Origin of the sequence: Nocardioides sp. L-11A, assembly GCA_029961745.1 — a bacterium.
Lineage (GTDB): Bacteria > Actinomycetota > Actinomycetes > Propionibacteriales > Nocardioidaceae > Nocardioides.
Genome location: CP124680.1, coordinates 1092249 through 1104920, shown reverse-complemented (window position 1 = coordinate 1104920; position 12672 = coordinate 1092249). Strand labels below are relative to the sequence as shown.

Sequence of the window (12672 nt, the reverse complement as noted above, 5' to 3'; positions counted from 1 at the left end):
CTCATCCCTCCTCGGGAGAGGTCTGGGCGGGCATATGACGCTCGAACCAGTCGACGACTCGAGTGCTGAAGTCGATGACGGCAGGAAACGCCCTGATCCCGTGGCCTTCTCCTGGGTACGAGACACAGACCGAGGTCACACCGGCGCTCAGCAGGGCGTTGTGGAACTCCGTCGCCTGTGTCGGCGGCGTGCATCGGTCTTCGAGCCCGGTGATCTGTAGAACCGGGGCCCGGACTCCGTCGGCGAACATCACGGGGCTCCGGTCGTGGTAGAGGCCACCGGCCGCGTGCGGGTCGGCGTTGAGGAAGATCTGGTCGAAGTACGGGATGTTGGATGTGTGGTGCTGGGAGTACCAGTTGGTGACCGGCGCGACCGGCACCGCTGCCGCGAACCGCGCCGGGGCCTGCGTGACGAGCCACGAGGACATGAAGCCGCCGTAGCTGCCGCCGAAGACACCGACGCGCTCGGGATCGACCAGCCCACGATCGACCAGGTGGTCGATCCCGCTGAGGAAGTCGTTGGTGTCCGCCCCGCCCATGTCCCCGAAGACCGCTTCGGCGAACTCCTGGCCACGACCACCACTGCCCCGCGGGTTCGGATGAAGCACCGCGTACCCACGGCTCACGAGGAGCGGCGTGAGCGCGCCGCCGATGGCCCAGCTGTTGCGGTAGGCCCACACGGGGCCGCCATGGATGTTCACCAGGAGCGGGTGGGGACCTGGACCGTCGGGCGTGCAGAGGATGCCCTGGATCTCCCACCCGTCGCCGGCCAGCCAGGTGACGGGCTCGGCGGACCCGGCGACCTCGACGCGGCGATCGGCTCCCCGATGGCGCAGACTCGCGACCACCTGCGTCTTCCCATCACGCAGCCAGGCCAGCTCGGGATAGATGTCGTAGCTGTGGTGGACGACCGCCGCCGACCCGTCTTCGCGGAAGGACGCCGACGGGTATCTCGAGCCGATGGTCGTGTTGCTCGACCACAGTTCGGCCGTCCGTCCGCTTGCGGTGTCATGCACTCCGACGACCGAGTCCAAGCCCCGTACGCCCGCGAAGGCGAGGCGGAGGTCGTCGAGCCACTGGAGGTGGGTGACATCCACGCCGAGCGTGTCCACCGAGGAGGGGCCGTCCTCGCCGAGGAGCACGACGTCGCCGGCGACCACCCACCGGTCGGAGCAGACGGCGCGGACGACGCCGACCCGGTCGCCCGATGGGCTCGCCGCGGGCCATCCCAGCTGACGGTCGGTGCTGTAGAGCTTCTCCAGACGGCCGGTGGACAGGTCGAGGCGCTGGAGATCAGCCGTGTACCAGGCACCTTCGTCGGGCGTGGGGCTGACGACGACGAGAAGGGCGTCCGGTCCGCACCAGACCGCCTCCCACACGTTGAGGCGCTCCGGCGATACCCGCTCGACACTGGCCTGCTCGACGTCGTAGACCCAGGCGCTGCGCCACTGGTCGTCGGCTGCCCCGGCATCGACGTGCGGCAGCCAGTCCGCATCCGCCTCCGGAGCGGCCGCGCCCTGGGCGATGCCACCCGAGCCCTCACCTCCGGACATGTCGGCGCCCAGGCCGGCGACGCCGAGCAGGATCCGATCACCCCGCGGAGACCAGTGCAGGTACTCCACCGTGCCGTCGACAGGCGGCGTCCGCCGCAGCTTCCCGCTCGCCACATCGAGGAGCTCCAGCTGCTGCACGCCCGCGACGGCGCGGTCCGAGGTGAAGGCGATCACTCGCCCGTCCGGGGAGAACCGGGGGTGTCTCTCGTCGGCGTCGTCGTCGGTGAGCAACCGCGCTCCATCGGCGTCTGCGACGCACAGCCGGGTCCGCGTGCGCCCCTCGAGCGCCGTGAGCACCTCCCCGGCGAACGCGATCGCCTCCCCGTCCGGGGATGCCGACGGCGAGTCGGCGTTGCTGATCTCACCGAATGCCGGAGCGTGCACCGACTCGAAGAAGTGCTCGACTCGGGCGAAGTCCTCGGTGCCGCGAATGTCCTGGGCGGTCGGATCTGGAAGCGACATCCAGGTTCCTTTCACTAGTTCGTGCAGGGTGACCCACGCAACAAACTCTCCAAGGCGGCACCGGGCCGGGACAACTGACAGCCGTCGAGGGCAGTGATCCGGTGCAACGACAGATGTCGGAGACGTCAACGGCTGGCAGGCGCGTTGCATCCACCGCCCGGGCGGGCATGTTGACGGGCTTGCCAGCCAGCAGCGAAAGGAACCACCGCGAGCGACGTTCGGTCCGGATGCGGCGATGTGCGGCTGCGCCGTCCGGGACCGGATGCCGGTCCCGGACGGCGGCCGGCTCAGGCGTCCGCGCAGGCGAACGACGCGGCGAGGTCCGGGTCACCGCCCCGGTAGACCTGCACCTGCGGATAGGGGCACAGCCCACGGTCCCGCGTCCCGCCGTCGGGCGCCGGACCGCTCGCCGGGAGCACGGTCGGGGCGACGCCCTCCTCCACCCAGCGCACCAGGGCGTCGAACGGGTCGACGGGCTGCGGCCCCGCACCGCCACGGCAGTGGTCGACACCGGGGGCGAGGAACAGCCGCAGGAAGTCGTCGGTCGCGTCCCCGGACAGGGTCCGCACCTCGTCGTAGTAGTGGATCGACTGGTCGGCCGGGAAGAGCCCGTCGGCCAGACCGTGCCACATCAGCAGCTTGCCACCGGACGCGGCGAAGGTGTCGAGCGCCGGGTCGGCGGTCGCGAGCAGCTCAAGGCGCCCCTGCAGGCGGGCGCGCACGGTGGTGACCAGATCGCGCGTGCTGACCTCGCGCCAGTCGTGCGTGAGGTCGGCGTACGCGAAGTTCTGCAGCGCGAAGCTGGGCGGCACCCGGACGACGCCGCCGGTCAGGTCGATGCCCGGCGTGTGGCCGTACCAGACCGCCCGCCCGTCGGCCTCGCGCGGGCCGCGGAAGATCTCCACGGCGATGGCGGCGTCGCGCTTCTTCACCTTGCCGCACGGGAGCTTCGTCCCGACCACCGACGCGAGTGCCGCGCGGTAGTCGCAGAGCTCGGGGCGGCCGACCAGGCCGTCCGCGACGCCGTCGTCGCCGTCGCACGCCGCGAGGACCGCGTCGCGCATCGCGGCGAGCTTGCAGGTGGGCAGGAAGCCGCCCAGCCTCTCGTTCTGCACGACGGCCGGCCAGGACATCGTCATGTTGAGCCGGTCGGCACCGTACAGCGCCGGAGCGGCGGCGAGGACGCCGTCGTACAGCTCGGGGAAGCGCTGGGCCATCGCCATGCCCTGACGCCCGCCGTTGGAGCAGCCGTTCCAGTAGGAGTACGCCGCCGGCGCGCCGTAGTGCGCCTCGACCGCCGCCTGGGCGAGGACGGTCATGTCGCGAACGCCCCGGTAGGTCCAGTTCTCGAAGAGCTGCCAGTCGAAGTCCTGCTCGGCGGTCAGGAAGATGTTGGGCTGGCGCGCCTCGGGCACGCCCGAGTCGCTCGCGACCACCGCGTAGCCGTCGGCGAGCGCCGGCGCCATCGCGGCCGGGCCGTTGGTCGCCCGGGTGCCGCCGCCACCGACGGCTTGGAGCCGGCCGTTCCACTCGTCGGGGAGCCAGAGCCAGACCCGCGCCTCGTCGGGCCCCAGCCCGCCCTCGACCCCGTGGGTGAGGGTCACCTGCACCTCGCACAGCGGCAGCGCGGGCATCGCCGAGCCGAGCGGCACGGTGAGCCGGGTCGTGCCGCCGTCGTGGGCGACGGCGTCGACCGCGCTCACCTCGGCCCCGACCACCTCGAGGCCGGCGAGCGCGTCCGGCGTGCAGGAGCCCGGCGCGCGCTGCGCTGAGCCGGGCTCCGCGCCGGCACCGAGAGGCACCGACACCAGTGCGGTGGCGGCGAGGAGGAAGGCGGCCACACGGCGGCCACGCCATGATGTGCTAATCATGACGATGGTTACTACCATAATTCGGGATCGAAGGTAACCTGCGTCACATCGGCCACCCCGGCGACCCGGCCTTGTGACCCCACTCACCACAATGCTAATATTCATGAGCATTGATTAGGGAGAGGACCCAGCCTTGCGTGCCACACCCCCCGCCGAGCTCGACGTCCTGGTCGTCGGCGCCGGCTTCTCCGGCCTCTACAGCCTCCACCGCCTCCGCACCCTGGGCCGCTCGGTGCACGTCATCGAGGCCGACGACGACCTCGGCGGCGTCTGGTACCGCAACCGCTACCCCGGCGCCCGGTGCGACATCGAGAGCGTCGACTACTGCTACTCCTTCGACGACAGCATCGTGCAGGAGTGGACCTGGACCGAGCGCTACCCGGCCCAGCCGGAGATCCTGCGCTACATCAACTTCGTCGCCGAGCGACTCGACCTCCGCTCGGGCATCACCTTCGACACCCGGGTGAGCGAGCTGCACTGGGACGCCTCCGCCGCGCTGTGGCGCGTCGCCACGGACCGCGGGGACCGCCTCGTCGCGCGCCACGTGATCATGGCCAGCGGCCAGCTCTCGAAGCCGCAGCTGCCGGCCATCGAGGGGATCGCCGACTTCACCGGCGTCCTCGCCCACACCGGCGACTGGCCGCGCGAGGGGGTCGAGCTGTCCGGCAAGCGGGTCGGGGTGATCGGCACCGGCTCCTCGGGCGTGCAGACCGTGCCCCAGGTCGCGAAGCAGGCCGCCCACCTCTCGGTCTTCCAGCGGACCGCGCACTACGCCATCCCGGCGCGCAACCACGACCTCGACCCGGCGTACGTCGCCGACCTGAAGGCGCGCTTCCAGGAGTACCGCGAGATCGCACGGCACCACCCCGGAGGCACCCACCGCCACATCGGCACCGAGTCGGCCCTCGACGTCGACCCCGCCGCCCTGGAGGAGACCTTCCACCGCCACTGGGAGAAGGGCGGACCCGACATCCTCGCGGCGTACCGCGACTTCCGCACCGACGAGACGGCCGCGGAGAAGGCCGGGGAGTTCGTCCGCCAGCGCATCCGCGAGATCGTCGAGGACCCCGAGACCGCCGAGCGGCTGTGTCCTCGGGGCTACCCCTTCGGCTCCAAGCGGCTGGTCCTGGAGATCGACTACTACACGACCTTCAACCGCGACAACGTCGCGCTCGTCGACGTCGCCGCCGATCCGATCGTCCGGGTCGAGGGCAACGAGATCGTGCTCGGGAGCGGAGCCCGCCACGAGCTCGACGTCCTCGTGCTCGCCACCGGCTTCGACGCGCTCACCGGCCCGCTGTTCGCGATCGACATCCGCGGCGTCGACGGCGCCACGCTGCCCGAGGCGTGGGCCGCCGGTCCCCGCACGTACCTCGGCATCGGCACCCACGGGTTCCCCAACCTCTACGTGGTCGCCGGCGCGGGCAGCCCCTCGGTGATCAGCAACGTGCTGATCTCCATCGAGCAGCACGTCGAGTGGATCACCGACTTCATCCAGTACCAGTACAAGAACGGCATCACGACCGCCGAGGTGAGCGTCGAGGCGCAGGACCGCTGGACCCAGGAGGTCTACGACGTCGCCGCCCCGACGCTGTTCATGAAGGGCAACTCCTGGTACCTCGGCGCCAACGTGCCGGGCAAGCCCCGGGTGTTCGCGCTGTACCTCGGCGGGGTCGGGCACTACCGCGACATCTGCGACCAGGTCGCCGCCGACCACTACGCCGGCTTCACCCTCGACTGAGCGAAGGACATCCCATGACTGCTGCTGCCCAGGGGCCCCTCGCGGGCGTGCGCGTGATCGAGGCCGGCTCCATGTACGCCGCCCCGACCGCGGGCCGGATGCTGCGCGACTTCGGCGCCGACGTGATCAAGGTCGAGGACCCCACCCACGGGGACTTCGCGCGCCAGTGGCAGCCGGCCCACGAGGGCGCCGCCATCGGCTTCGCCCGCCTCAACAGCGGCAAGCGGTCGGTCGGGATCGACATGCGGCGGCCGGAGGGGCGCGCGGTCCTCCAGCGCCTGGTCGCGGACGCCGACGTGCTGATCGAGAACTTCCGGCCCGGCCGGATGGAGGCGTGGGGGCTGTCGTACGCCGAGCTCAGCGCGGTGAACCCCGGCCTGGTCATGACGCGCGTCAGTGGCTTCGGCCAGACCGGGCCGTACCGGGAGCGTCCGGGCTTCGGCACGGTCGCCGAGACCGCCAGCGGCTACGCCTTCCTCAACGGCTGGCCGCACACGCCGCCGACGGCGCCGCCGTTCGGGTTCGCGGACTCCATCGCCGGCATCTCCGCGGCCTACGGCACCGCGATGGCGCTCTTCGACCGCGGCCGCACGGGCAAGGGCAGCGAGGTCGACGTCGCGCTCTACGAGCCGCTGATGTTCATCCTCGGCGACGCCGTGCTCAACTACACCGCCTCCGGCGAGATCATGCAGCGTCACGGCAACGCCTCGGGCGCCGCCTCCCCGCGCGGCATCTACCAGGCCGCCGACGGTGGCTGGCTCTCCATCGCCGGCTCCAACCAGGCGATCGCCATGCGGCTGTTCGAGGCGATGGACCGCATCGACCTGCAGACCGACGAGCGCTACGCGACCAATGTCGCCCGGATGGCCAACAACGAGTCGCTGCAGGAGATCGTCGTCGACTGGGTCAAGCAGCGACCGCGCGACGAGGTCCTCGCGATCCTCGACAAGTTCGAGGTGGTCGCGGCCGCGGTCAACGACTCCAGCGACATCGTCGCCGACCCGCACTTCGCCGAGCGCACGCTGACCGCCCTGACAGGCAGCGCCCTCGGGGCAGATGCCCTGGTCCCCGGCCCGATCCTGCACCTGGGCTCCTACGCCGGACCGTCGTACGACGGCGTCCCGGCCGTCGGCGAGCACACCGCCGAGGTGCTGAGCGGGATCGGCCTGTCGGCCGCCGAGCTGGCCGAGCTGGCCTCGGCCGGAGTGGTCAGTGACTGACCGCCCCGCCGGCTCGGAGCCGCACACCGAGGCGGACCTCCAGGTGGACCTCGAGGTCGGGCTCGCCGCGCTGCGGGGCGCCGCCGCGAGCAACGTCCCCATGGTCGAGCTCTCCCCCGCCGAGGCCCGCGAGCGCGTCGTGGCCGGGAACCGGCTGTGCGCCGACGGCCCGGGCGTGCCGGTCACCGAGCTCGGCCCGGACGACGGCCTGCCGGTGCCGGTCCGGGTGTACGAGCCCGTCTCCGCGCCGGGCGCGACCCTCGTGTACGCCCACGGCGGTGGCTGGGTCACCGGCGATCTCGACTACGCCGACGAGCTGTGCCGGTTCGTCGCGCGCGACGCCGGGGTGCGGGTGGTGAGCGTGGACTACCGGCTCGCCCCCGAGCATCCCTTCCCCGCGGGCCTGGACGACCTGGCCGCCGCATGGGCGTGGGCGGCCGCGACCTACGCCGGCCCGCTCGGACTCGGCGGGGACAGCGCGGGCGGCAACCTCGCCGCCGCGCTCGCCCTGCGCGCCCGGCCCGTCGCCCCGGCCTTCCTCCTCCTGCTCTACCCGGTCCTGGGACTGCCGGACAGCACGGCGTCGTATCGCACGCGGGCGGCCGCGTTCCCCATCGGCGCGGCCGACATGCGCTGGTTCTTCGGCCACTACCTCGCCGGGCACCCGCGCCCGGAGGCGACGGCCGACCTGGTGCCGCTGCATGCCGACGGCCTCGCCGGCCTCCCGGCCACCCATGTCGTCCTCGCCGGACACGACCCGCTCCACGACGAGGGCGCCGCCTTCGCGGCCGCCCTGGCGGGTTCCGGCGTCCGGGTGACCGTGCGCCGGCACCCCGAGCTGTGCCACGGCTTCCTGCGGTTCACCGCGGCGTCGGCGGGAGCGCGCGAGGCGCGCGCGGAGGTCGTCGCCGCCGTCCGGCGGCTCGCCGCCGGGAAGGGGCTTCCGCCACGAACCGCCCAATCCCTGCCTATGATTCAGCCCTACCCGCCGGGCACCGGCACACAGCCACCGGCGACCACAGAGGTGAACCCATGACCACGACCCCGATGCGGCCCCAGAAGACGGCCATGCTGCTCGCGCAGCGCATCGTCGGCGACATCAACCGCCGCGGCAACACCGTCGGCGACCGCCTGCCGCCCGAGCGGATCATGCTCGAGGAGTACGAGGTCGGGCGCGGCACCCTGCGCGAGTCGCTGCGCTTCCTCGAGCTCCAGGGCGTCATCTCGCTCAAGCCGGGGCCCGGCGGCGGCCCCGTGGTGCAGCAGCCGGACTCCACCAGCCTGGCCACCTCGCTGACCCTGCTGCTGCAGTTCGCCAATGCGCCCTTCCGCACCATCGCCGAGGCGCGCGGTGGTCTCGAGCCGATGATGGCCCAGCTGGCGGCGGAGCGGATGTCGGACGACCAACTCGCCGACCTGAAGGCGAGCGTCGACACGATGCACGCCCACCTCGACGACCAGTCGGTCTTCCTCGAGGAGAACAAGCGCTTCCACGACGTCATCGCGCACGGCTCGGGCAACGCCATGTTCGGCTATCTCGTCGACGCGCTGCTCGGCATCCTCGACGGCTCCGCGATCGGCATCGACTACCCGGAGGTGCGCCGGGTCGCGGTGCACAAGGCCCACCTGAGCATCTACGAGGCGATCGCCGAGCGCGATCCCGTCCGCTCGGCCGATGCCATGGCCGACCACGTCCACCAGTACCTGCGCTACGCGGAGAAGAAGTTCCCCGACATCCTCGCCGCGCCCATCGTGTGGGGCAACGGCGCCTGACGGCTTCCCCGCGGCTGCTCGCCCCGAGTGCTCAGGCCCGAGTGCTCAGGCCCGAGTGCTCAGGCCCGAGTGCTCAGGCCCGAGTGCTCAGGCCCGAGTGCTCAGGCCCGAGTGCTCAGGCCCGAGTGCTCAGGCCCGAGTGCTCAGGCCCAGGGCGAGTCGATGCCGAGCACGCGGGCGAGCGTGCCGCCGAGCACCCGCTTCGTCTCGTCGTCGCTCAGGCCGAGGGCGTCGATCGCGCGGATCTCCTCCGCGGGGCTGGTCATCGGCCAGTCGGAGCCGAAGACGATGCGCTCGGCACCGTGCTTGCGGATCAGGTCGCGCACGCGCTCGGGCCGCAGCGTGGCCAGGCTCGGCGGCCAGCTGGTCTCCAGCACGACGTCGGCGCCCGCCAGCATCTCCTCGGCGTCGTCGAGGATCTTGTAGCCGCCGAAGTGACAGGCCATCAGGCGCAGCCCGGGGAACCGGGCGGCGATGTCGCGGATCATCGCGGGACTGGACAGCCGGTTCGCCTCGGGCGAGCCGCCCTCGCCGACGTGGGTGATGACGGCGAACTCCTCCCCCATCGCCTCGAAGATCTCCCACAGCCGCGGGTCGTCGAGGGCGAAGCCCTGGAACAGCGGGTGGATCTTGACGGCGCGCACACCGTGGCGCCGGAGACTGGCGATGTTCTCCTCGGCCGAGAGCTCCACGTGGACCGTGCCGAACCCGAAACGGGTCTCGGAGGTGAGACCGGCGACGAAGCGGTTGACCGAGTCGACGTGGCGCGCCTCGTTGGCGATGCCGAGGCAGCAGCTGACGGACACGCCGCTGGCGGCCATGTCGGCCTCCAGCCCGCCGACCGTGCCGTCGCCTCGCGCGTTGAGGTCGGGCAGCCGGTTGGCCGAGAGGGCGATCTCGGCGATCCTGTCGGGCCAGACGTGGGCGTGGGCGTCGATGATCACGCGAAGGGTCCTTCCGTGGTTCTCAGAGCTTGCCGGACTCGCCGCCGTCGACGACGAAGGTCGCCCCGGTGGTGAAGGCCGACACGGGCGAGACGAGCAGGCAGGCCAGCGGCACGAGCTCGGCCGGGTCGGCCATCCGCCCGGCCGGGATCTTCGCGATCCGCTTGGCGTGCAGCTCGGGCGACTCGGTGACCGCCTTCTGCGCCTCGGTCACGAAGGCGCCGGGCGCGATGCAGTTGACCTGGACGTTCTTCGCCGCCCACTCCGCGGCGAGCGCCTCGGTGAAGCGCACGACGGCGCCCTTCGACGTGGAGTAGGGCACCAGGAACGGCTTGCCGCGCAGGCCGGTGGTGGAGGCGACGTTCACGATGCGCCCGCCGCCCTGCTCGATCATCCGGACGCCGGCGGCCTGCGCCAGCAGCATCGGCGCGACGACGTTGACGGCGAGCGCGTCCTTCCAGATCGCCGGGTCCTGCGTGGCGAACTTGCCGGCCGGCGCGATGCCGGCGTTGTTGATCAGGCCGTCGATGCGACCGTGACGGGCCACTACCTCGGGGACCAGCGCCTGCACGGATGCCTCGTCGCGCATGTCCGCCTCGACGGTCGAGATCCGACCGTCGCCACGCGCGGCGACCTCGGCCAGGCTGTCCTTCGACCGCGCCGCGGCCACGACGTACGCACCCTCGCGGGCCAGCTCGATCGCCATCGCGGCCCCCAGGCCACGGCTCGCGCCGGTGACGAGGACGACGGTGTCGGTCAGTCGCAGGTCCATCAGCGCGCACCCTTCGCGAGCCGGCGCGCCAGCGAGTCGAGCAGCACCTCGGTGGCGCCCTCGTAGACGCGCAGCGGCCGGGCGTTGCGGTAGAGGCGCTCGATCTTCGATCCGCGCACCAGACCGAAGCGGCCCATGGTCTGCAGCGAGCGGTCGACCACCCGCGCGGCGGCCTCGGTCGCGTGCACCTTGGCCATCGACGAGTAGTCGAGATGGCCGAGCGGGTCGGCCTTGGCCAGCGCCGCGGCCCGGTAGACGAAGGCCCGTGCGGCCTCGACGTCGGTCCAGGACTGGGCCAGGCCCTGCGCGACCGCGCCCAGCTCGATGAGCGGCTTGCCGAACTGCTCACGGGCCAGCGCGTGGGCGCGGGCCTCGTCGAGGGCGGCCTGGGCCAGACCCACGCCGGACGCGGCCACGGTGACGCGGAAGACGGCGAGGGTCTGGAGCATGAGGGAGAACGCCTTGCCGGGCACGCCCAGCCGGTTGCCGGCCGGCACCCGCACATCGGTGAACGTCAGCTCGCCGAGGATGTGCGGCGCGATCAGGTCGGCGCCGCGCTCGACGGTCAGGCCGGGGCTGTCGGCGGGCACCAGGACCATCGACCAGCCGTCGCCCTCGCGCACGAGCGTGCAGTAGAAGTCGGCCGCGCCACCGTTGGTGATGAAGGACTTGCGGCCGTTGACGACGAGCTCGTCGCCGTCGGCGACCAGCGTCGTCGAGACCGCGCGCAGGTCGGAGCCGACATCGGGCTCGGTGAGCGCGAGACCCGCGATGGCGTCGAGCGTGGCCACCCGGGGCAGCCACCGTGCCTTGAGCTCCTCGGACCCGCCGGCGGACAGCGAGTAGCTGCCGACCCCCTGCATGCCGAAGAGCGAGTCGAGGTGCGCGGAGGAGTACATGAGTGCCTCGCGCACGACGGCGATGGTCAGCGGGTCCAGGACGTCGGACGCGCCGCCGTACGCCGCGGTGACCACCTGGCGGGCCAGCCCGCTCTCGGCGAGCAGGCTGCGCACCTTGGGGTGCACCTCGACGAACTCGTCGGCCTCGTCGGCGAACGGCGCGACGGCGGCCGCGACCTCGCGGGCGACCGCCTGGATCTCCCGGTGCTCCGGGCTCAGGTCGAACATGGGTCCATCCTCCTTGCCGCAGCCGCGGCGGTCACGGGTCAGCGACGCTGGTCGAACTTGCGGCCGAGCACCTCGGACACGATCCGGATGCGCTGCATCGTCGGGGTGCCACCGGCGATCGCCCAGCCGTGGGCGTCGCGGTGCAGTCGCTCGAGGCCGTACTCCTCGGTGTAGCCGTTGCCGCCGTGGATCTGCATGGCGAGGTCGGTCACCCGCTTGGCCATCTCGTTGGCGGTGCACTTCGCGAGCGAGACCTTGAGCGGGTCGGGCATGCCCTTCTCGTCGACCGACGCCGCGGCCTGGTCGCGCAGCAGGCGCGCCGCCTCGACCTGCAGCACCATGTCGGCGAGCATCACCTGGATGCTCTGGAACTCGATGAGCGGCTTGCCGAACTGCTCGCGCTCCTCGACGTACTTGAGCGTCTTGTCGAGCGCCGCTTGCCCGATGGCGAGGCTCATCGTGGTGTTGCCCATGCGCTCGATCGAGAAGACTCCGAACAGCCTGCCGAAGCCGCCCGCGGGGACGACGATGTTCTCCTCGGGCACCTCGACGTTGTCGAAGTAGAGGTCCGCCGACGGGATGCCACGGAAGCCCATCAGGCGCTCGCCGGCTCCGAAGGAGAAGCCGGGCGTGCCCTTGTCGACGACGACGGCGCCGATGCCCTTGGCGCCGGGCGCGTCGGAGAGGCGGCAGTAGACGACGTACTGGTCGGCCTCGCCGCCGTTGGAGATCCAGCGCTTGTTGCCGTTGATCACGACGGTGCCGTTGGTGACCTTGGCGGTCGTGCGCATGTCGGTGGCGGCCGAGCCGGCGTCCGGCTCGGAGATGCCCACCGCCATCGTCTTCTCCCCGCTGATGATCGAGGGCAGCCAGCGCTGCTTCTGCTCCGCGGTGCCGAGGTGGGTGATCACCTGGGCGGGGCCGGTGTTCGCCTCGAAGATCTGGAAGGCGGCGGGGCGGCACACCTTGCCGAACTCCTCGACCACCACCAGCGCCTGGGCGAGGGGCGCTCCGGAGCCGCCGTACTCCTCGGGGTGGGCGATGCCGAGGAAGCCGAGCTCACCCAGCTGCATGCGCTGCTCGCGGGACACGGGCGTGCGGTTGACGTCCATCTCCTCGGCCACCGGCCCGTACACGTCGCGGGCGACCTGAGCGGCGAGCTGCCGGATCTCCGCGTACTCGTCGTTCGGCACGACATCCTCCTTCACGG

10 protein-coding genes are annotated in these 12672 nt (G+C 71.8%); 4 read left to right on the top strand and 6 right to left on the bottom strand.

Features of this window, described 5'->3' with window-relative positions; all coding sequences use genetic code 11:
* Position 1: 1 nt before the first annotated feature.
* Positions 2–2014 (bottom strand): S9 family peptidase, encoded by a 2013-nt coding sequence (locus QJ852_05060; GenBank protein WGX97807.1) that lies wholly within the window; start codon positions 2012–2014, stop codon positions 2–4.
* 287 nt (positions 2015–2301) lie between these two features.
* Positions 2302–3855 (bottom strand): tannase/feruloyl esterase family alpha/beta hydrolase, encoded by a 1554-nt coding sequence (locus tag QJ852_05055; protein WGX97806.1) that lies wholly within the window; start codon positions 3853–3855, stop codon positions 2302–2304.
* Between the two features lie 163 nt (positions 3856–4018).
* Here QJ852_05055 and QJ852_05050 point away from each other — a divergent pair, with 163 nt between their 5' ends.
* From QJ852_05050 to QJ852_05035, 4 genes are read left to right on the top strand one after another with little or no spacing between them, the layout of a single operon-like run.
* Positions 4019–5626, top strand: coding sequence for an NAD(P)/FAD-dependent oxidoreductase (locus QJ852_05050; GenBank protein ID WGX97805.1), 1608 nt, complete (start codon positions 4019–4021; stop codon positions 5624–5626).
* A gap of 14 nt (positions 5627–5640) precedes the next feature.
* Entirely contained in the window at positions 5641–6846 is a 1206-nt protein-coding gene (locus tag QJ852_05045; GenBank protein WGX97804.1) for a CoA transferase, read from the top strand.
* Positions 6839–7882 (top strand): alpha/beta hydrolase, encoded by a 1044-nt coding sequence (locus QJ852_05040; GenBank protein ID WGX97803.1) that lies wholly within the window; start codon positions 6839–6841, stop codon positions 7880–7882. Before QJ852_05045 ends, QJ852_05040 begins: the two co-directional genes overlap by 8 nt.
* On the top strand, positions 7879–8619 hold the full coding sequence (locus QJ852_05035) for an FCD domain-containing protein (protein ID WGX97802.1): 741 nt from the start codon (positions 7879–7881) through the stop codon (positions 8617–8619). Before QJ852_05040 ends, QJ852_05035 begins: the two co-directional genes overlap by 4 nt.
* Positions 8620–8762: 143 nt before the next feature.
* On the opposite strand, the gene QJ852_05030 is transcribed toward QJ852_05035, so the two are convergent.
* Genes QJ852_05030 through QJ852_05015 form a run of 4 tightly spaced genes read right to left on the bottom strand, consistent with a single transcriptional unit; the run spans position 8763 to position 12670 of the window.
* Complete coding sequence (locus tag QJ852_05030) at positions 8763–9563, bottom strand: amidohydrolase family protein (GenBank protein WGX97801.1); 801 nt, start codon at positions 9561–9563, stop codon at positions 8763–8765.
* Positions 9564–9585: 22 nt separating this feature from the next.
* Entirely contained in the window at positions 9586–10335 is a 750-nt protein-coding gene (locus QJ852_05025; GenBank protein WGX97800.1) for an SDR family oxidoreductase, read from the bottom strand.
* Positions 10335–11462: an acyl-CoA dehydrogenase family protein gene (locus QJ852_05020; protein WGX97799.1), complete on the bottom strand. Its 1128-nt coding sequence runs from the start codon at positions 11460–11462 to the stop codon at positions 10335–10337. Before QJ852_05020 ends, QJ852_05025 begins: the two co-directional genes overlap by 1 nt.
* A gap of 38 nt (positions 11463–11500) precedes the next feature.
* Positions 11501–12670 carry an acyl-CoA dehydrogenase family protein gene (locus QJ852_05015; GenBank protein ID WGX97798.1) on the bottom strand — a complete coding sequence of 390 codons (1170 nt, stop codon included), beginning with the start codon at positions 12668–12670 and terminating at the stop codon, positions 11501–11503.
* Between the last annotated feature and the right edge of the window lie 2 nt (positions 12671–12672).